The sequence below is a fragment of the Thermus altitudinis genome, assembly GCF_022760835.1.
Classification (GTDB): Bacteria; Deinococcota; Deinococci; order Deinococcales; family Thermaceae; genus Thermus; species Thermus altitudinis.
In genome coordinates this window covers 18,416-34,871 of the sequence record NZ_JAKTNQ010000018.1, presented here as the reverse complement: position 1 = coordinate 34,871, position 16,456 = coordinate 18,416, and the positions used below count along the sequence as shown (strand labels likewise).

23 protein-coding genes and 1 tRNA gene are annotated in these 16,456 nt (G+C 66.4%); 9 read left to right on the top strand and 15 right to left on the bottom strand.

Translation table 11 applies throughout. The features are described from left to right. Nucleotide 1: 1 nt before the first annotated feature. Nucleotides 2-637 carry a cytochrome c3 family protein gene (locus L0D16_RS07775; protein ID WP_243031048.1) on the bottom strand — a complete coding sequence of 212 codons (636 nt, stop codon included), beginning with the start codon at nt 635-637 and terminating at the stop codon, nt 2-4. Between the two features lie 224 nt (nt 638-861). Between L0D16_RS07775 and L0D16_RS07770 the strand changes: the two genes are divergently transcribed. Together L0D16_RS07770 and tsaE are read left to right on the top strand one after the other, a co-directional pair. Then, a tRNA-Leu gene (locus L0D16_RS07770) sits at nt 862-948 on the top strand. A gap of 26 nt (nt 949-974) precedes the next feature. Then, nucleotides 975-1,445 (top strand): tRNA (adenosine(37)-N6)-threonylcarbamoyltransferase complex ATPase subunit type 1 TsaE, encoded by a 471-nt coding sequence (tsaE, locus tag L0D16_RS07765; protein WP_243031047.1) that lies wholly within the window; start codon nt 975-977, stop codon nt 1,443-1,445. Here tsaE and L0D16_RS07760 read toward each other — a convergent pair. Genes L0D16_RS07760 through L0D16_RS07750 form a run of 3 tightly spaced genes read right to left on the bottom strand, consistent with a single transcriptional unit; the run spans nt 1,374 to nt 3,123 of the window. Next, nucleotides 1,374-1,856: a TlpA family protein disulfide reductase gene (locus tag L0D16_RS07760; RefSeq protein ID WP_243031046.1), complete on the bottom strand. Its 483-nt coding sequence runs from the start codon at nt 1,854-1,856 to the stop codon at nt 1,374-1,376. The two genes, tsaE and L0D16_RS07760, sit on opposite strands and share 72 nt — an antisense overlap. A gap of 43 nt (nt 1,857-1,899) precedes the next feature. After that, entirely contained in the window at nt 1,900-2,400 is a 501-nt protein-coding gene (locus tag L0D16_RS07755; protein ID WP_243031045.1) for a DUF2227 family putative metal-binding protein, read from the bottom strand. 9 nt (nt 2,401-2,409) lie between these two features. Beyond that, complete coding sequence (locus L0D16_RS07750) at nt 2,410-3,123, bottom strand: type 1 glutamine amidotransferase family protein (RefSeq protein ID WP_114313486.1); 714 nt, start codon at nt 3,121-3,123, stop codon at nt 2,410-2,412. Nucleotides 3,124-3,195: 72 nt separating this feature from the next. On the opposite strand from L0D16_RS07750, the gene L0D16_RS07745 reads away from it, so the two are divergent. After that, nucleotides 3,196-3,765, top strand: coding sequence for a TetR/AcrR family transcriptional regulator (locus L0D16_RS07745; RefSeq protein ID WP_243031044.1), 570 nt, complete (start codon nt 3,196-3,198; stop codon nt 3,763-3,765). Continuing rightward, complete coding sequence (locus L0D16_RS07740; RefSeq protein WP_114313488.1) at nt 3,762-4,256, top strand: CarD family transcriptional regulator; 495 nt, start codon at nt 3,762-3,764, stop codon at nt 4,254-4,256. Before L0D16_RS07745 ends, L0D16_RS07740 begins: the two co-directional genes overlap by 4 nt. A gap of 60 nt (nt 4,257-4,316) precedes the next feature. On the opposite strand, the gene L0D16_RS07735 is transcribed toward L0D16_RS07740, so the two are convergent. From L0D16_RS07735 to ispD, 3 genes are read right to left on the bottom strand one after another with little or no spacing between them, the layout of a single operon-like run. Further along, a complete protein-coding gene (locus tag L0D16_RS07735; RefSeq protein WP_243031043.1) occupies nt 4,317-4,886 on the bottom strand; it encodes a TenA family protein in 570 nt (189 codons plus the stop codon). Next, nucleotides 4,873-5,691: a 4-(cytidine 5'-diphospho)-2-C-methyl-D-erythritol kinase gene (ispE, locus tag L0D16_RS07730; RefSeq protein ID WP_243031042.1), complete on the bottom strand. Its 819-nt coding sequence runs from the start codon at nt 5,689-5,691 to the stop codon at nt 4,873-4,875. Before ispE ends, L0D16_RS07735 begins: the two co-directional genes overlap by 14 nt. Beyond that, on the bottom strand, nt 5,679-6,317 hold the full coding sequence (gene ispD, locus L0D16_RS07725; protein ID WP_243031062.1) for a 2-C-methyl-D-erythritol 4-phosphate cytidylyltransferase: 639 nt from the start codon (nt 6,315-6,317) through the stop codon (nt 5,679-5,681). Before ispD ends, ispE begins: the two co-directional genes overlap by 13 nt. Before the next feature lie 53 nt (nt 6,318-6,370). On the opposite strand from ispD, the gene L0D16_RS07720 reads away from it, so the two are divergent. Beyond that, nucleotides 6,371-7,147: an undecaprenyl-diphosphate phosphatase gene (locus L0D16_RS07720; protein ID WP_479725468.1), complete on the top strand. Its 777-nt coding sequence runs from the start codon at nt 6,371-6,373 to the stop codon at nt 7,145-7,147. On the opposite strand, the gene L0D16_RS07715 is transcribed toward L0D16_RS07720, so the two are convergent. Further along, nucleotides 7,139-8,200, bottom strand: a complete 1,062-nt coding sequence (locus tag L0D16_RS07715) for an alanine--glyoxylate aminotransferase family protein (RefSeq protein ID WP_243031040.1) — start codon at nt 8,198-8,200, stop codon at nt 7,139-7,141. The genes L0D16_RS07720 and L0D16_RS07715 overlap by 9 nt on opposite strands. A 162-nt stretch (nt 8,201-8,362) precedes the next feature. Between L0D16_RS07715 and L0D16_RS07710 the strand changes: the two genes are divergently transcribed. The 3 genes from L0D16_RS07710 (at nt 8,363) to L0D16_RS07700 (ending at nt 10,306) form a co-directional block, all read left to right on the top strand. After that, entirely contained in the window at nt 8,363-9,406 is a 1,044-nt protein-coding gene (locus tag L0D16_RS07710; RefSeq protein WP_243031039.1) for a DnaJ C-terminal domain-containing protein, read from the top strand. A 114-nt stretch (nt 9,407-9,520) separates the two neighbouring features. Continuing rightward, nucleotides 9,521-9,742 carry a cold-shock protein gene (locus L0D16_RS07705; RefSeq protein WP_014516375.1) on the top strand — a complete coding sequence of 74 codons (222 nt, stop codon included), beginning with the start codon at nt 9,521-9,523 and terminating at the stop codon, nt 9,740-9,742. Nucleotides 9,743-9,832: 90 nt separating this feature from the next. Further along, nucleotides 9,833-10,306 carry a GNAT family N-acetyltransferase gene (locus L0D16_RS07700; protein ID WP_243031038.1) on the top strand — a complete coding sequence of 158 codons (474 nt, stop codon included), beginning with the start codon at nt 9,833-9,835 and terminating at the stop codon, nt 10,304-10,306. A 49-nt stretch (nt 10,307-10,355) separates the two neighbouring features. Here L0D16_RS07700 and L0D16_RS07695 read toward each other — a convergent pair whose 3' ends face one another. From L0D16_RS07695 to L0D16_RS07685, 3 genes are all read right to left on the bottom strand, one after another. Next, on the bottom strand, nt 10,356-10,595 hold the full coding sequence (locus L0D16_RS07695) for a ferredoxin (RefSeq protein ID WP_015716251.1): 240 nt from the start codon (nt 10,593-10,595) through the stop codon (nt 10,356-10,358). Between the two features lie 61 nt (nt 10,596-10,656). After that, entirely contained in the window at nt 10,657-11,196 is a 540-nt protein-coding gene (locus L0D16_RS07690) for a CBS domain-containing protein (protein WP_243031037.1), read from the bottom strand. Between the two features lie 4 nt (nt 11,197-11,200). Further along, a complete protein-coding gene (locus tag L0D16_RS07685; protein ID WP_243031036.1) occupies nt 11,201-11,893 on the bottom strand; it encodes an NTP transferase domain-containing protein in 693 nt (230 codons plus the stop codon). 30 nt (nt 11,894-11,923) lie between these two features. On the opposite strand from L0D16_RS07685, the gene L0D16_RS07680 reads away from it, so the two are divergent. Beyond that, a complete protein-coding gene (locus tag L0D16_RS07680) occupies nt 11,924-12,550 on the top strand; it encodes a DUF1648 domain-containing protein (RefSeq protein WP_243031035.1) in 627 nt (208 codons plus the stop codon). Between the two features lie 54 nt (nt 12,551-12,604). On the opposite strand, the gene L0D16_RS07675 is transcribed toward L0D16_RS07680, so the two are convergent. From L0D16_RS07675 to L0D16_RS07660, 4 genes are all read right to left on the bottom strand, one after another. Beyond that, nucleotides 12,605-14,221, bottom strand: coding sequence for a PEGA domain-containing protein (locus L0D16_RS07675; RefSeq protein ID WP_243031034.1), 1,617 nt, complete (start codon nt 14,219-14,221; stop codon nt 12,605-12,607). 68 nt (nt 14,222-14,289) lie between these two features. Then, entirely contained in the window at nt 14,290-15,240 is a 951-nt protein-coding gene (locus L0D16_RS07670; RefSeq protein WP_243031033.1) for an acetyl-CoA carboxylase carboxyltransferase subunit alpha, read from the bottom strand. Continuing rightward, nucleotides 15,224-16,081, bottom strand: coding sequence for an acetyl-CoA carboxylase, carboxyltransferase subunit beta (gene accD, locus L0D16_RS07665; RefSeq protein WP_243031032.1), 858 nt, complete (start codon nt 16,079-16,081; stop codon nt 15,224-15,226). The genes L0D16_RS07670 and accD overlap by 17 nt, the downstream gene beginning before the upstream one ends. Before the next feature lies 1 nt (nt 16,082). Next, nucleotides 16,083-16,448: a bactofilin family protein gene (locus L0D16_RS07660; protein WP_243031031.1), complete on the bottom strand. Its 366-nt coding sequence runs from the start codon at nt 16,446-16,448 to the stop codon at nt 16,083-16,085. Between the last annotated feature and the right edge of the window lie 8 nt (nt 16,449-16,456).

The following is a 16,456-nucleotide window of genomic DNA, read 5'->3' as shown; positions in this document are numbered from 1 at the left end:
CCTAACGGTGACAGGTGTTGCAACTGGTGAGGGCTTCCACCGAGCGAACCTGGTAGAGCTCCTTAAGCTTCTTCCCCAGTTCGGGGTCCGGGGTGTAGGCCATGTTGAAAACCTGGTCCTTGGGCCTGAGGTGGGCCTCAGGGTGCCGGTGGCAGTCCAAGCAGAACTTCATGGTGAAGGCCTGGGGCTGGTAGACCACCGCCATCTGGTCCACCCGGCCATGGCACTCCGCACACCCCACCCCCTTGGCCACGTGGGCCGCGTGGTTGAAGTACACGAAGTCCGGGAGGTTAATCACCCGGTTCCAGCGCAAAGGCTCGCCGGTCTCCCAGCTTTTGCGCACCAAGGCCAGGTTGGGGCTATCGGGCTTGATGAAAGTGTGGCAGGTCATACAGGTCTCCGTGGGGGGAAGGCCCGCATAGGAAGCATGCTCCACGCTGGAGTGGCAGTAGCGGCAGGAAAGCCCTAGGCCCCCAGCATGGAAGGCATGGCTGAAGGGCACGGGTTGCGCCACGGGCTGCGTGCGGTACTCAAAGGCTCCCACCGCCACCCCGGAAAAGACCACCACCAGGAGAGCGAAGACCCCTAGAACCGTTCCCCAGAAGAAGGTTTTCACCCATCGGTTGCGCCGGCGCATGCCACCTCCAGTCTTAAAGGGCAAGACTACGGGCAGGAGGAGAGAAGTTCAATCAAGGGGGTCTGGTGATTCCATAAGCAAGCTTCCCCTTCCCGTGTCTACCCTTTAGCAAGCTCTTCTCACGGGTACACTAGCGCAAAGGGGAAGGGACAAATGTCCCCCAGGCCAACCTTGACAACCGAAGGGCTTTTGTTAAACTGAAGCTTGCGCGTAAGGCGCGCCCTGCCGGGATGGTGGAACTGGTAGACACGCCATCTTGAGGGGGTGGTGCCCGCAAGGGCGTGCGGGTTCAAGTCCCGCTCCCGGCACCAAAAGGCCCTGAGGGGCCTTTTTCTTTATGGGGCTTCTCCTGGAGCGCACCCTTAAGACCCTCGAGGACACCCAGGCCCTGGCCGGGGAGGTCCTGCCCCTGTTGCCGGAAGGAAGCCTGGTGGTCCTGCAAGGGCCCTTAGGGGCAGGCAAGACCACCTTCGTCCGCTTCCTGGCCCAGGCCTTGGGCTTTGGGGGAAGGGTCACGAGCCCCAGCTACACCTTGATCCACACCTACCCCACCTCCGAAGGCCCCCTGGTGCACGCCGACCTCTACCGCCTTAAGGACCCCGCCCTTCTCCTTCCCCAGCTGGAAGCCTCCCGGGAGGGAGCCCGCCTGGTGCTGGTGGAGTGGGGGGATCCCGAGGCCCTAGGGGCCGACTTCCTCCTCCGCCTCACCCCCCAAGGGGAGGTGCGCCTCGCCCAGCTATGGCAGCTCCACCCCGGCCAGGAGGAGGGCATCCAGCAAGGCTTCCCGCCCAGCCCGCCCGGCGAATAGGGCCACCACCTTTCCCTCCGCGTCCACCACGAAGGTCCAGGGCTGGCCCACCACCTTGAAACGGTTGGCCACCTCGTGGGGCTTGTCCTTCTCCGAGGCCAGAAGGGGAAGGAAGCGGGGGTAGGCCTTCATGTACTCCAGCACCACCTCCCGGGTGTCCTTGGGCTCTCGGCTGATCACGTAGAAGGGCACCTTGGTCTCCTCCGCCACCCGGTGAAGCCCAGGGAACTCCGCCCGGCACACCGGGCACCAGCTGGCCCAGAAGACGATGACCGCAGGCTTCTTCATGGTGGCAGGGGTAACCAGGTTCCCCTTGGGATCCAAAAGGGAAAACTCAGGCAGGCGCTGGCCCAGCCCCACCGCAAGGGCCAAACCCAGAAGCACAAGCCACCCCACCCAACGCCCTAGCATGCCTCCATTGTGTACCCTAGCGGGGGTGGGTGTGTAAACCATCTCACCTTGGCCGCCGTAACCTTTTCAGATCGTGGTCCGGCCAGATGCCATCCGCCACCAGGTGAAGCCATTGGGAAAAGTAGTAGCCCAAAAGGGCAAAACCCCAAACCTCCCAAGGCCAAGAGGGTAGCCTCAGGGAAAACCCCATGCCCAGATACCCCGCGAGGCCTTGGGCCAGAACCGCCAAGCCCCCAAGGAGCCCCACCAGGTACCCCAGCCGGGTCAAGGGCCCCAGCACCCAGGTGTGGGAAAGCCCCCGGTGGCGGAATAGCCATCCGTAAGGGCGCCAAAGGAGGCCCAAGAGGCCCCAACGGCGTTGGGAACGCGTCCCCTTCTCCGCCAAGTCCAGGTCCGGGGAGAGGAGAAAGGTCCCCGCCAGGTAGGCCAGGGCAAAGGCCAAAGCCCTGGGCTCCTCCGGGGAACCCCCATAGGCCAGGTAGGCCACTGCCACCCCGCCCAGGACCGTCAGGTTGATGGCCTCGTGCACCCGCCCCGAGGGCATAGGGCCATCCTAAAGGGCAGGCAGGGGAAAACGCTCCCCCGCCGACAGGACATCCATCCGTAGCCCCTTAACCCCCCGGCCCGTGTACTCCGCCCCTCCGGCATCCACCAAGGTGACCTCCCCCGCCCAGACCTCGCCCAAGCCCCTAAGAAGGCGGAGGGCGGTGTTTTCCAATAGGCCCAGGCCCACCAGGTCCGGGTTGTCGGCCACCAGGCGGGAAAGGGCCAGAAACCGCCCCCGTTCCTCCACCCGGGGGAGGAAGACCAGGCCCCGGAGAAGGGCCAGGCCCAAGGCGGCCCTCACCTCCCCTTCCAGGGAGTAGAAGGCCGCCTCCCCCAGGAGGCCCGCCGCCTCCCCCAAGGCCACCACCCCACCCCCCTGCCGGTGAACCTCCAAAAGGGCCTGAAGGAGCGGGCTTCCCCGTATTAGATCCAAAAACTCCGGCAATCCCTCCGCGGCCAAGAAGACCAGGGGGCTTTGGGCCACTGCCTGGGCCACCAGGGGATCAAAGGCCTCCTCCCGGCGCCTGAGATAGAGCACCCGTCCCTGCCTGAGGCCCAGGCTGCGGTAGGCCAACCGCCAGGCCTCCGCCAGGTCCCGCAAGGGATAGGGCACCAAAAAGAGGGCCTCCCCCCGGGCCTCCTCCAGGAGCCTGGCCTCCACCGGACGCAAGGCCCCCCGAAGGGGATCGGCGGTCAGCAAGGCGAAAAAGCCCTGGCGCATACCGACCTCCTATACCCCTAGGGTAATGCCCTCCTCATGAAAGGAAAAGGGTGGTGTGGTAGACTTGAGGGCGTGGCCGCGATGGTATCCCCCCCGGGGGCCTTATCCAAGGACAAGAGGAGGGCCATCCTCGAGGCCACCTTGGAAATCCTCCGGGAGATGGGGCTTTCCGGGCTGAAGATGGAGGAGGTGGCCCGGCGGGCGGAGGTGGGCAAGGGCACCATCTACCTGTACTTCCGCGACAAGAAGGACCTCTTGAAAAACCTGGTGGAGGAAAGGACCTGGGCCTTCTACCGGGAGGTGGAGGAGGTGGTGCGCCAAAAGGCGCCCTTTTTTGTGCGCCTGGAAGCCCTCTTGCAAAAGCGCTTGGCCTGGATCGCCGAATGGCGAGGCCTGTGGGCCGCGGTAGCCCGGGAGGCCATGGAGGACCCCACCCCTTGGCTCAAAGGGCTTCACCAGCACTACCTGGACCTTTTGGAGGAGCTGGTGCGAAGCGGCCAGGAGGAAGGAGCCGTGCGCCCGGGGCTTTCCCCCAGGGCCACCGCCCACGTGATCGCGGCCTTGGGGTGTACGCCTCAGCTAGAGGTAGAGGCTTATTTGGAGCATCTCCTAGAGGTGCTCCGGAAAGGAGTGGCGCCGTGAAAGAGTTCCGTCCCGGCGACAAGGTGGTCCTGCCCCCTTACGGGGTTGGCGTGGTGGCGGGCATAGCCCAACGGAGCGTGAGCGGAGTAAGTCGGGCCTACTACCAGGTGGACTTCCCCGGTTCCCGCTCCAAGGCCTACGTACCCGTGGAAGCCCCCCAAAGCGTGGGCATGCGCAAAGCCCTGGCCCCTGAGGAGGTACCGGTGATCCTGGACCTCCTCAAAAATGGGCGCATGCCCCTGCCCAAGCAGTGGGCCGCCCGGCATCGCAAGACCAGCGAGATCCTGGCGGACGGGAACCCTTACCGCATCGCCCAGATGGCGGGCCAGCTCAGGGCTTGGGAGCTGGAGCGGGGCCTGCCGGACCTGGACCGCCAGGCCCTAAGGCGGGCCATCTACCTGCTGGCGGAAGAAGTTTCCCAGACCTTGGAGATAACCGTCCAAGAAGCCAAGCGCCTCTTTGAGGAGGCCTGGGGCGAAGAACTGAACTGAGGAAACGCTTGGCCGACCAGGGGCCCCGGAATCCGGGGCCCTTTCCCCTCCCGCCTCCGCCTAAAGGAGGAGGCTCCAGACTTTCTTTTCCATCTCCAGGATGCGGGCCAGGTAGCGCTCCACCACCCCAGGGTCCAGCCCCTCCACCTGGCCCTGGGCCATCACCTCCAGGTCAAAGAGCACCGCTTGGAACTCGGGAGCCGCCCAATGTTGGGAAAGTTCCTGCCAGGGTCCATCTCCCTCCACGTGGGCGTTCCAGGCCTCCAGGAAAAGGTGGTTCAGGAAGTAGAAGAAGACCAGGCGGTAGGGATAGGAAAACCCCTCCATCTCCTGGAGCAGGGCGACGTACTCCTGCCGCACCGGATGGACCGGCTCCTTAGGATCCGCCCCTTGGGAAAGGAGCCAGTCCAGCTCTTCTACCGTGGCCATGAGGGCCTGGACCAAAGGGGCCCGGTGGGGATGAGGGGCATCCCGCAAAAGCCCCACCTGAAACCGGTATAAGGCCTCCACAAAGGGGAAGTCCTGCTTGAGCCAAAAGGCGAAGCGTTCCTCATCCCAGCGGATGGACAAGGCCTTGATCTCTTCCAGGGCCTTGGGGCAACAGCCAAACAGGTCCCTAAACAGCCCCATGCTCCCCCCCCAGGACCCCATAGCGCACATACCCTGAATGCCGGAGGGCTTCCGCCACCTTCCTGGCGTGGTCCTCGCTCTCTGCAAACCCAAAAAAGGCGCTACCCGAGCCCGTCATGAGCACCCCCCTTAGCCCCTGATCCCGCAGCCTGGCCTTCACCCGGCGGAGTTCTGGATAAAGGCGGAAGGCAGGGGCCTCGAGGCTATTCCAGTAGGGGGGCTCCTCCCCTCTTCCGAGGGCCTCGAGGATCTCCCCCACGGGAAGGTCGGGCCCAAAGTCGTGGGGCTTGACCTCCGCATAGACCCTGGGGGTAGGAAGGCGCAGGCCCGAGGAAAAGACCACCACGAAACGAGGGGGTAGGGAAAGGGGCCTTAACCTCTCCCCCACCCCGCGGGCCTCGGCCACCCCCCCTCGGAGGAAGAAGGGCACATCCGCCCCCAGGGAAAGGGCAAGGGCCTGGAGGTCCACCTCCGCGGGATAAAGCTCCTTTAGGCCCAAGAGCACCTGGGCGGCATCCGAGCTGCCCCCGCCCAGGCCTGCCCCTTCGGGTAGGGCCTTTTCCAATACGATGCGCACCCCCCCGGGCCAGCCTGCCGCCTCCAGGTAAGCGGCCGCCGCCCGGTAGGCCAGGTTCCTCCGCCCGTAGCGCCCGCGGAACTCAATCCCCTCGGGGATGGGTTCCAAAAAGAGCCTATCCCCGAAGGAAAGCGCGGCAAAAAGGGTATGCAGCTCGTGATAGCCATCCGGCCTCTTGCCGAGGAGGGAGAGGCCCAGGTTCACCTTGGCCACCGCTAGGCGTTCCATACCTGCGCCAACGCCTCCGCCAAAGGCAGATCCTCCGGATAGGTGATCTTAAAGGCCGTCCTCTCCCCTTCCACCAGGGCCACGGGATACCCCAGGGCCCTCACCAGCTGGGCGTCGTCGGTGGCGGCCAGCCCCCGCCTCCTGGCGTAGGCATGGGCCTCCCGCAGGAGAGCGGTGAAGAAGCCCTGGGGGGTCTGGACCAGGCGCAGGGCCTCCCGGGGCACCACCTCCCCGTAGGCCTCCCCCTCTGGGCGGATCAGGGTGTCGGGAAGGGGCAGAACCGGCACCGCGGCCCCCGTGGTGCGGGTGGCCTCGAGGACCCGCCCTATCAGCCCCCGGCTCACGAAGGGCCGGGCCACATCGTGCACCAGGACCAAGGGGAGGCTTGCCGCTTCCAAAAGGCGGGAAACCGACTCCTGCCGGGTCCTGCCCCCCTCCAGAAAGGCGGCGCGAAGCCCCCTAGGGGCCTCCGCTCCCGGGGGAAGGGCCACCAGGACCTCCGCCGCCTCTTGGAAGGCCCCCAAGGCCCACTCCAAGAGGGTCTTCCCCCCCACCCGCAGGAAGGCCTTGGGCCCTAGGCCCAGCCGCTCCCCGTTCCCAGCAGCAGGGATGAGGACGGAGTACATCGCGGGCTCACCTCCGGGCAAAGCCGCCACGCCCCCATGGTAGCATGGGCCCCATGAGCCTTTGGGAAGCCCTTCTCTTGGGGGTGGTGGAGGGGCTCACCGAGTTCCTACCCGTGTCCTCCACCGGCCACCTCACCTTGCTCTTTCACCTCCTGGGCCTGCCCATCCAGGAAGACCCCTTCCTAAAAACCTTCCTCATCGCCATCCAGCTGGGAGCCATCCTGGCCATTTTGCTGCTTTATGGCCGGCGTTTTGCGGTGGACCGGGCCCTTTGGCTGCGCATAGGCGTGGCCTTCCTACCCACCGCCGCCATGGGCTTCCTCCTCTACCCCCTCATCAAGGGGAAGATCCTGGGGGATGACGGCATCGTGGTCTTCTTCCTCTTCTTCGTGGGCCTGGTCCTCCTCCTGGCGGACCGCCTGGCAGAACGGGCCCGCTATGGGGATGTGCTGGAGCTACCCTGGGCCCGGGTGGCCCTGATCGGGGTTTTCCAGGGGCTTGCCGCCCTCTTCCCGGGCACCAGCCGCAGCGGGGCCACCATCCTGGGAGGACTTCTTCTGGGCCTAAGGCGCAAGGCGGCGGCGGAGTTCAGCTTCCTCCTGGCCCTGCCCACCATGCTGGCCGCCGTGGGCTACGACCTCTTCAAGAGCGCCCCGGCCGTACCCCAAGGGGGCTGGACCCTCCTCGTGGTGGGCTTCCTCGCCGCCTTGGTCACCGCCCTCCTCACCGTGCGCTGGATGCTTTCCTTTGTGGAGCGCCACGGCTTCAGGCCCTTTGCCCTCTACCGCATGGCCCTGGCCCTGGTCTATGCCTACTTCTTCTTACGCTAGGGCCAGGACCCGGTCCAGGGCCTCGAGGAATCCCTGGTAAAGCTCCCGCCTGGCCCCCTCCCCCATGAGGCCAAGCCGCAGCACCTGGCCCCGGGTGGGCCCGATCCCCCCCGCCACCGCCACCCCTTGGGCGTAAAGGCCTTTCACCAGGCGATCCGCCTCCACCCCTTGGGGGGGGCGCACCACCAAAACGGTGGGCAAGGGGCTGGCCTTGGGGTAGAGGCGAAAGCCCCGCTCCTCCAGCTCCCCAAGGAGCCAGGCGTACACCTCCTGGGCCCGCTTTTGGCGGGCCTCCACCCCCTCCTCCAGGACCAGGTCCAGGGCCTCCAGAAGGGCGTAGTGCAGGAGGACCGGGGTGGTGTGATGGTACCCCCCCCGCTCCCAATGCTCCGCCACCCGCTCCAGGTCCAGGTACCAGCCCCGCCTAGCGGTGAAGGCCCGCCGGGCCTCGAGGCTCACCGCCACCGGGGCCAAACCCGGGGGGGCGGAGAGGCACTTCTGGCTCCCTGTGAAGACGTAGTCCACCCCCATCTCCCGCATGGAGAAGGGAAGCATCCCCAGGGTGGTGACGGCATCCAAAAAGAAAAGGGCCCCGGCCTCCTGGGCCAGGGCCCCGATCTCCCGGGCCGGGTTCAGCACCCCGGTGGAGGTTTCCCCGTGCACCAGGGCCACCATGCGGTAGGGCCTTTCCCTTAGGGCCTGGGCCACGGCCTCCGGGTCCACAGGCTCGCCCGGGGGAAACTCCAAAACCGTGGGCTCCAGGCCGTGCACCTGGGCCATCTCCGCCACCCTTCGGGAGAAGGCCCCGTTCACCAGCACCAAAACAGGGCCCCGATCCAGGTTGGCCAGGCCGGCCTCCATGCCCAGGCTTCCCGAGCCCGCCAAAGCGGCCACCAAGGCTCCTTCTCCGGGGTCAAAAAGCCAGCGGAGCCTCTCCTGGATGGCTCGGTTCACCGCCAGCACCTCGGGGTCTAGGTGGCCGCGCATGGGGCGCATAAGGGCCTTCTGCACACGTTCCGGGATGGGGGTGGGTCCAGGGGTCAGAAGCAGCATCTCGCCTCCTCTACGCCCGTGGGAAGCGGGCATAAGAAAAGCCCCCGCGGCCAGACCGGGGGGGCCCTTCCCGCAGGAAGGGGCCCCCTACCGGATAGCTCGCAGGAGCCTCATTGGGGAACACTTTAGCCTAAGCCCCTTTCCTTGTAAAGTGCTAGTTGGATGAAGGACTACTACGCCATCCTGGGGGTGGGCCGGGAGGCCACCCAGGAGGAGATCAAAAAGGCCTACCGAAGGCTCGCCCTCCAGTACCACCCCGACCGCAACCCTGGGGACAAGGAGGCCGAGGAGCGCTTCAAGGAGATCAACGAGGCCTACGCCATCCTCTCCGACCCCGAGAAGCGGGCCCAGTACGACCGGGGGCTTCTGGGGGCGCCGGAGTTCCAAGCGGAGGACCTCTTTGACCTCTTCGCCCAGGTCTTCGGCTTCCGCTCCGGGCGCACCGCTCCCCGGGGGGAGGACCTCGAGGCCCAGGTGGAGGTGGCACTGGAGGACCTGCTCGGGGGAAAAGAGGTGGAGGTGGCGTATGCCCGGCTGGTCCCTTGCGAATCCTGCCATGGCCAGGGGGGCAAGCGGGTGGCCTGCCCCACCTGCGGAGGCCGCGGGGTGGTGGAAACCTACCGCCAGGGCCTCTTTTCCGGCTTCGTCACCCGCTCCACCTGCCCCCACTGTAAAGGGCAGGGCTACCTCCTGGCCGAGGCCTGCCCCACCTGCCGGGGCCGGGGCCGGGTGGCCCGGGAGGAGAGGGTCCGGGTGAGGATCCCCCCGGGCATGGACGAGGGCCAAATCCTCCGGGTCCCGGGCTACGGCAATCTGGCCCCAGGAGGCCCCGGGGACCTCTACGTGCGCCTTAGAATCCGGCCCCACCCCCATCTGGAGCGGGAAGGCCCCCACCTGGTCTACCGCCTGAGGATCGGCCTAGCCCAGGCGGCCCTGGGCACCCGGGTAGAGGTACCCGGGCTCTCTGGGCCCATTCCCCTGGACATCCCTCCAGGCACCGGGCACGGGGAGGTGTTTGAGCTCCCAGGGGAGGGCCTTCCCTACCCCGGGGGCCGGGGAGCCTTAAGGGTGGTGGTGGAGCTTTCCGTACCCAAACACCTTTCCCCCAAGGCCAAAGAGCTCCTGAGGGCCTACGCGGAGGAGGTGGGGGAAAAAGTAGCCCCCGAGGGCTTTTGGGAAAAGCTCAAGGGGCTCTTTCGCAAATAGGACCCCTCGTGGTACACTGAGGCATTCCGGGTGGCTATAGGGTGGCCCCTGGGGTCTAAAGCAACCCCTAAAGCCCCGGATACGGGCCTAAGGGCCCGGAAGAGAAGGAGCAGTATGCAGAAGGGTCGGGTCAAGTGGTTCAACGCGGAGAAGGGCTACGGCTTCATTGAGCGCGAGGGCGACACCGATGTGTTCGTCCACTTCAGCGCCATCAACGCCAAGGGGTTCCGCACCCTGAACGAGGGCGACATCGTCACCTTTGACGTGGAGCCGGGCAAGAACGGCAAGGGCCCCCAGGCGGTGAACGTCACCGTGGTGGAGCCAGCCCGCAGGTAAAGGGTAACCTGGACCGCCGTGGGGAGGTCTCCCCACGGCGCTAAACTTTTGGGGAACCCATCACCCCATTCTCAGGCTCGGACCGGTAGCATGGGAGGGATGCGGACCCTCAGCATTAGCCTGCGCCCCGTGCATCCGGAGGACGCACCCCTTTTGCACGGGCTCTTCCTGCGAAGCCCAGGGTACTTCGCCTTGATCGGTATGGAACCCCCGGCCCTAGAGGACGTGGCCCGGGACCTGGCCACCCTAGAAAGGGACGAGCGCCGCCGGGCCTTTCTCCTCCTCCTGGAGGAGGAGGTGGTGGGCTACCTGGACTACAAGCTCCACTACCCCGAGCCCGAGGACGCCACCCTAAGCCTCCTCCTCATCCGGGAAGACCGCCAGGGCCAGGGCCTAGGACGGAGGGCTCTGGAGCATCTCCTAAACCACCTTACGGGGGCCGAGCGGCTTTATGCGGTGGTCTACGGCAACAACGCCCGGGCTAAGGACTTCTTCCGGGCCCAGGGCTTCCGCCACGTGAAAGACGGGGGCCCCACCCTAAGCTGGTACGTGCGGGAGTTATAAACAAAACCCCGCCGAGGGTCCCAAGCCCCCTGGGCCGAAGGTTTAGCCCTTAGCCCAGCCCGGCCAGCTTGCGGTTTTTCTCAATGTAGGACTTCCACTGCTCGGGAACGTCCTCCTCAGGGAAGATGGCGTTCACCGGGCAGGCGGGCACACAGGCCCCGCAGTCAATGCACTCCTCGGGGTGGATGTAGAACTGGTCCCCCCCGTCGTAGATGCACTCCACGGGGCAGACCTCCACGCAGGACTGGTCCTTTACGCCGATGCAGGGTTCACAGATCACGTGCGGCATCCTTCACCTCCCGAGCTACCGCTCCCCCCTATTTTAGGGCAGCAGGCCCTTTGTCAACCGCCTAGGCCCCCAGGTGCCGGAAGAAGGCCTCCCGGGAGATGGCCCCCAGGACCTCCTCCCCCCTGACCACCAGGACCAGGGGTTGACGCAGGAAAAGGGGGGAAAGCTCGCTCACCGCCACCTCGGCCTCCACGCTGGGCACCTCCTCTAAGGGCAGGATGTGGTCGGAAAGGCCCAAAAGCCCCACCGGACGCCCCTCCTGCACCAAAAGGGCCACCCCCCGGCCCTCGTAGGCCTCCAGGGCCTCCACCTGGGGCAAAGGCTTCGCCAAGCGGCGGGCCGGGGTGGGCCAGAGAAGCCCGGCGGTGAGCAAGGTGGTGCAGGGCACCCGTACCGCCTTCTTGGCCACGTAGAGGGCAAAGGTGAAGAAGAGGAGAAACCCTAGGCCTTCCAGGAGGCCGGTAAAGTTAAAGTGCTCCCACCCCAGCCTGCCCCCGCCCCCCAGAAGGGAGTGGAGGAGGTAGGAAAAAAGAAGGCCCAGCACCAAGGCAGCCAGATAGGCGAAAAGCCCGGCCAGGCGGAGTTCCTTCACCGTACGCATGGGCTTAGCTTACCAGGTCCTCCTCCCGGTCCACGTCCACCCCCACCTCGGGGTAGGGGGTGATGAGGGCCCTGGCCTCCACCCCCAGGATCCTCTTGGCCCGCGCCTCCAGCTCAGGAAGGGTAAGCCGGCCCAGGAGAAGCTTAAGGAGGATATCCCAGCCGATGAGCCGGGCCAGGGCCCAAGGCTTCTTCCTAAGGGCCACCACCCTTTGGGCCAGGGGCAGGGCCTGGAAGAAGAGCTCCTTGTGCAAAAGCAACAGGTTTCCCCCGGTGAAGACCCCTTCCCTAAGCCGGGCGTAGGTGCGCCGGGTATGGGGAAAACGGGCCTCCACCGCCCCTTTGGGCACGATGGGGTAAACCAGGGCGGCTTCCGGGGCCTTTTCCAGCACGAAGCGCACCGCCTCCGGGCTCAGGTGGGGGAGGTCCGCGGTGGCCACCAGGACCCGGCCCTCCGCGTGCCCCAGGGCCGCCTCCAGATTGCCAAGCAGACTCCCGGTGTCGGGCAGGGTAAGGCGGGGGGAGGGGGCTAGGCCTGGGTTCTCCCCCACGTAGATGGCGGAAAGCCCTGCCTCCTGCAGGGCGGAAAGCACCCACTCCGCCATGGGCCGGCCCCGATAGGGCACCAGGGCCTTGCTCCGCACCCCGTACTTGCGGGCCCAAGCCTCCTCACCGCCTCCCAAGACGATGGCCTCCACCTCCCTATGCTAACGGCTTATCCTTTGGGCATGGTCCGCTGGTTGGCCCCTTTAGGCCTTTTTCTCCTTTGGGCCCTCACCCTCTACGCCTATCCCCATCTGCCATCCTCCATCCCCGCCCACGGGAACGCCCAAGGGGAGGTCACCCGGTACGGAAGCCGCCTCGAGGTCCTCCTCCTACCCCTCGTCGTTACCCTTCTCCTCTACCCCCTCCTGGCCCTAGCCCCCAGGTCCTTGGGGAAACCACCTGCCATCTGGCCGTGGCTGGAGGCCGCCACCGTCTGGAGCTTCACCCTCCTGCAAGGCATCTTTCTCTACGCCGCTTGGGCCCAGGCCCAGGGGATACCCTTCCCCCTGGGAAGGGCTCTTTTTATAGGGGTAGGCCTGGTCTTCCTGGCCCTAGGCCTCCTCCTCCCTCACCTTCCCCCTAATCCCGTGGCCGGGGTCCGCACCCCCTGGACCCTGGCGGACCCCGGGGTCTGGCGGAAAACCCAGCGGATGGCCGGCCTTGTCCTTACCCTCCTGGGCTGCTGGGCCTGGGTAGTGGCCCTTCTGGGGGGTGAGGGACCCTGGCTTTGGGCCTGGCTTCTCGCCCTGGTCCTAGGGGGCCTTTACCTGGCCCTCTTTTCCTACCGGGCCTGGAAGAAGCCCCTCTAGAAGGCTTCCCGCCGCGGAAACCCACGGCGGGAAACCCCCCCTTGGCGGTGGCCCTCAGAGGGGTCTAAGGGTAAACCGCAGCACCTGGTTTCCGCTGACCTGCACCGTCTCCACCAGGGTGCGGTACCCAGGGGCCACCAGGGTGAGCTCGTGCTGGCCAAAGGGCGCCTCGAGGCGCAGGTAGCCTCCCTTGGCCACCCCCACCTCTTCCCCGTTCAAGAAGACCCGGGCCTCCACGTTCAGGTAAAGCTCCAACACCGCCCGCACCGGGAGGAGCTCCACATAAAGCCTCACGGACTCCCCGGGGCGCACCTCCACCTGGGCCCGGTACTCCCCGTAGCCGGGGGCCAGGACCCGCACCTCATGGAGACCGGCCTCCAGGCTTACCCTCAAGGGCGCCCGGCCCATGAGGCGGCCATCCACATAGACCTCGGCCCCCTCGGGCCTGGCCTCCAGGTAAAGCTCCCCGGTGCGGATGGGCCTAAGGCTGGCGGAAACCCGGGTCTCCCGGCCCCGCTCCACCCGCACCGTGGCCCGGTAGGGCTCGTAACCGGGGGCCCTAAACTCCACCTGGTAGGTCCCCTCATCCAGGACCAGGCGCAAGGGGGTGCGGCCCCGCAAGGTGCCGTTCACGTAGGCCTCGGCCCCCGTGGGGTTGGACTCCAGGAAGAGGGTCCCGGTGCGGGAAACGGGGTTAAGGCGCACGTCCAGCCGGGTGGTCTCCCCCCTTCGCACCTGGACCGTGGCCCGGTAGGTCTCATAGCCGGCCAGCCTAAGCTCCACCTGGTAGCGGCCTTCGGGCAGGCTTAGGGAAAGGGGGGTACGGCCCCGGAGGGCCCCCTCCACGTACACCTCGGCCCCCGAGGGAGTGGAGGAGATGACCAGGGTTCCCTGCCTGGGCTCGGGCACCAGCTGGGCGAAGACCTGCACCCGCTCCCCCGGCTTCGGGTTCACCGTCACCCGGTAGGGCTGGTAGCCGGCAAGCCGGAGCTCCACCTCCTGCCGGCCAGGGTTCACCTGGAGGGTGAGAGGGGTGCGCCCAGAAAGCCGGCCATTGAGGTAGACCTCGGCGCCGGTGGGCCTGGAGTCCACCACCAAGGTGGCCAGGGCCGGGCTAGGTGGGGGAGCCGTCACCCGGCCCACGTAGTAGCGGGCCACGTCCGTGACCCAGTCCTTGGGGGGAAGGGGCTCCACCACGATGGAAAGCGCCCGGGCCAGGCCTTCCGCCCCTTGCACCCGCAGCCGGTTGGCCTCCACATCCAGGATCTCCCCCAAGGAGAGGGGGCGCTTGCTGGCCACGGCCAGGATGCGGTCCTCCCCTTCCGGGCCGGTCACCGTGTAGCGGTAGCGGGCCCCTTCCGGGGGAAAGCGCCGGGTCTCCCCCGCCCGGAGGAAGTTCTCCCGCTCAAAGGCGTTGGGCAGGATGGGGTCAATCCTGCCATCGGCGTTGATGTTGAAAAGGTAAACATAGGCATCCTGGTTCACGTTCACGTAGATGAAGATGGGCTCACCGATCTGATAAACGCTCGTGCCCCGCTTTCCTGGATCCTTGTCCACCCAAACCCTTACCTGAAGGTCGGTGGGCACCGGGTTCACGAGGATGCCCTGGGGGCTTATCTGCTGGGCCAACGCCGCCCCCAAACCCAAAATGGCCAAAAGCAGTTTCCGCATAGCCCTCACCTCCGCCCTCAGGCTAAAGCCTCCCTGTGAAAATCCTGAGGGAAAAAGGCCAAGGCCCCTTAAGACTCGGCGTAAGCCCCTAAGGTGCGGAAGCGGCGGTAACGGTCTTGGTAGAGTTCCTCCGGGGAAAGCTCCTTGAGCTCCTCGAGGGTCCTTAGGAGGGCTTCCTTGATGTTCTGGATGGCCTTCAAGGGATCCTTGTGGGCCCCGCCCTCGGGCTCGGGAACGATGGCGTCCACCACCTTCTGGGCCAGAAGGTCCGTGGGCGTGAGCCTCAGGGCCTCGGCGGCCTTGGGAGCCTCCTTGGCCTCCCGCCAGAGGATGGCCGCGCAGGACTCGGGACTAATCACCGAGTACCAGGCGTTTTCCATGATGAGGACCCGGTTGGCCACCCCGATGGCCAAGGCCCCCCCGCTTCCCCCCTCCCCCAGGATGAGGGCGATGGCGGGAACCCTCAGGCGGCTCATGCGCTGGATGCTCTGGGCGATGACCCAGGCCTGGCCCCGCTCCTCCGCGGAAACCCCCGGGTAGGCCCCCGGGGTGTCAATGAAGGAGATGAAGGGATAGCCGAAGCGGTCCGCCAGGTCCATGAGGCGCATGGCCTTGCGGTACCCCTCGGGATGGGGCATGCCGAAGTTGCGCTGCAGGTTCTCCTTGGTGTCCCGCCCCTTTTGGTGGCCTACCACCACCACCTTTTCCCCCTCTAGGTAGGCCAGCCCCCCCACGATGGCGGGATCGTCGGCGAAGGCCCGGTCCCCATGGAGTTCCAAAAAGTCCTGGAAGGCCTTCTCCAGGACGTCCAAGGTGGTGGGGCGGCCCGGGGCCCGGGCCAGCTGCACCCTTTGCCAGGCGGTGAGATGGCCATAGACCTCCTGCTTGAGCCGGGCCAGGCGTTCTTCTAGGAGACGGATCTCCGCCTCGAGGTCCACCCCCGTGGTGCGGGCCGTCTCCTTCAGCTCGGCGATGCGTTTTTCCAGCTCTAGGATGGGCTTTTCAAACTCCAGTGCCATAGGAAACCCCGGGGTGCAGGTGGCGAAGGACCTGGACCACTTCCGCCTTCAGCCTCCTGCGGTCCGTGACCCGGTCCACCATGCCGTGCTTCAGCAAGAACTCCGAGCGCTGGAAGCCCTCGGGGAGCTCCTGGCGGATGGTCTGGCGGATAACCCTGGGCCCGGCAAAGCCGATCAAGGCCCCAGGCTCGGCGAAGATCACGTCGGCCAAGGCGGCGAAGCTGGCGGTAACCCCCCCGGTGGTGGGATCCGTGAGGATGGACACGTAGGGAAGCCGCCTTTCCCAAAGGCGGTCCAGGCTCATCACCGTCTTGGCCATCTGCATGAGGGAAAGGGCCGCCTCCTGCATCCTGGCTCCCCCCGAGGCCGCCACGATCACCAGGGCCCGGCCCTCCGCCGCCGCCCGTTCTGCTCCCCGGGCGATCTCCTCCCCCACCACGCTCCCCATGGAGCCACCGGCAAAGGCGTAGTCCATGACCATGAGGACCGCAGGCACCCCGCCGATGGCGCAGGTACCCCCCAGGATGGCGTCGGGGCGGCCGGTTTCCTCTTGGTAAGCCTTAAGCCTTTCCCGGTAGGGTTTGGTGTCCACGAAACCCAAGGGGTCCAAGGGCTTAAGCCGGGTGATCTCCTGGAAGGTGCCGGCATCGGCCAGCATCTCCACCCGCTCGGGAGCGGGCACCCGGTGGTGGTGGCCGCACTTGGGGCAGACGTACAGGTTCTCCTTAAACTCCTTCTTATAGAGCTGGGCCCCACAGGCCTCGCACTTGGTCCAAAGCTCGGGGACGTCCCGGTTCTCCCCGCTGGGCCTTTTCCTTCGGAAAAGCCGCTCTAGGGCCACGCTACGCCTCCTTGGGGGCTTCCAAGGCCCTGGTCTCCCCCGCCAGGCTCTGGCCGATGAAGACCGCCCCCGCTTCCACATCCAGGGCCTGGGCCCGAATGGTGCCGGTGAAGCGGGCCGTCTTGGAAAGGCTGACCTTGGTGGCCACCAAGTCGGCCTTGACCTCCCCGTGGATCTGGACGCTTCCTGCCTCCACCCTCTCCCCCTCCACCCGGCCCGTGCGGCCCACCTCCAACTCCCCTTCCACGTAGACCGAGCCCTTGACCAGGCCGTCAATGCGCACCTGGCCCTTGGCCTTCAGGTCCCCCAGGACCTCGGTGTCGGGCCCCAGGTAGGTGAGGGCCCCGTTTTGCCTCCTCCCCAGCATCCGCCCCA

What these genes read in the sequence shown, in the direction of transcription:
- L0D16_RS07775 (WP_243031048.1), bottom strand. Translation starts at nt 637, where the DNA reads ATGCGCCGGCGCAACCGATGGGTGAAAACCTTCTTCTGGGGAACGGTT.
- tsaE (WP_243031047.1), top strand. Translation starts at nt 975, where the DNA reads ATGGGGCTTCTCCTGGAGCGCACCCTTAAGACCCTCGAGGACACCCAG.
- L0D16_RS07760 (WP_243031046.1), bottom strand. Translation starts at nt 1,856, where the DNA reads ATGCTAGGGCGTTGGGTGGGGTGGCTTGTGCTTCTGGGTTTGGCCCTT.
- L0D16_RS07755 (WP_243031045.1), bottom strand. Translation starts at nt 2,400, where the DNA reads ATGCCCTCGGGGCGGGTGCACGAGGCCATCAACCTGACGGTCCTGGGC.
- L0D16_RS07750 (WP_114313486.1), bottom strand. Translation starts at nt 3,123, where the DNA reads ATGCGCCAGGGCTTTTTCGCCTTGCTGACCGCCGATCCCCTTCGGGGG.
- L0D16_RS07735 (WP_243031043.1), bottom strand. Translation starts at nt 4,886, where the DNA reads ATGGGGCTGTTTAGGGACCTGTTTGGCTGTTGCCCCAAGGCCCTGGAA.
- ispE (WP_243031042.1), bottom strand. Translation starts at nt 5,691, where the DNA reads ATGGAACGCCTAGCGGTGGCCAAGGTGAACCTGGGCCTCTCCCTCCTC.
- ispD (WP_243031062.1), bottom strand. Translation starts at nt 6,317, where the DNA reads ATGTACTCCGTCCTCATCCCTGCTGCTGGGAACGGGGAGCGGCTGGGC.
- L0D16_RS07720 (WP_479725468.1), top strand. Translation starts at nt 6,371, where the DNA reads ATGAGCCTTTGGGAAGCCCTTCTCTTGGGGGTGGTGGAGGGGCTCACC.
- L0D16_RS07715 (WP_243031040.1), bottom strand. Translation starts at nt 8,200, where the DNA reads ATGCTGCTTCTGACCCCTGGACCCACCCCCATCCCGGAACGTGTGCAG.
- L0D16_RS07710 (WP_243031039.1), top strand. Translation starts at nt 8,363, where the DNA reads ATGAAGGACTACTACGCCATCCTGGGGGTGGGCCGGGAGGCCACCCAG.
- L0D16_RS07705 (WP_014516375.1), top strand. Translation starts at nt 9,521, where the DNA reads ATGCAGAAGGGTCGGGTCAAGTGGTTCAACGCGGAGAAGGGCTACGGC.
- L0D16_RS07700 (WP_243031038.1), top strand. Translation starts at nt 9,833, where the DNA reads ATGGGAGGGATGCGGACCCTCAGCATTAGCCTGCGCCCCGTGCATCCG.
- L0D16_RS07695 (WP_015716251.1), bottom strand. Translation starts at nt 10,595, where the DNA reads ATGCCGCACGTGATCTGTGAACCCTGCATCGGCGTAAAGGACCAGTCC.
- L0D16_RS07690 (WP_243031037.1), bottom strand. Translation starts at nt 11,196, where the DNA reads ATGCGTACGGTGAAGGAACTCCGCCTGGCCGGGCTTTTCGCCTATCTG.
- L0D16_RS07680 (WP_243031035.1), top strand. Translation starts at nt 11,924, where the DNA reads ATGGTCCGCTGGTTGGCCCCTTTAGGCCTTTTTCTCCTTTGGGCCCTC.
- L0D16_RS07675 (WP_243031034.1), bottom strand. Translation starts at nt 14,221, where the DNA reads ATGCGGAAACTGCTTTTGGCCATTTTGGGTTTGGGGGCGGCGTTGGCC.
- L0D16_RS07670 (WP_243031033.1), bottom strand. Translation starts at nt 15,240, where the DNA reads ATGGCACTGGAGTTTGAAAAGCCCATCCTAGAGCTGGAAAAACGCATC.
- L0D16_RS07660 (WP_243031031.1), bottom strand. Translation starts at nt 16,448, where the DNA reads ATGCTGGGGAGGAGGCAAAACGGGGCCCTCACCTACCTGGGGCCCGAC.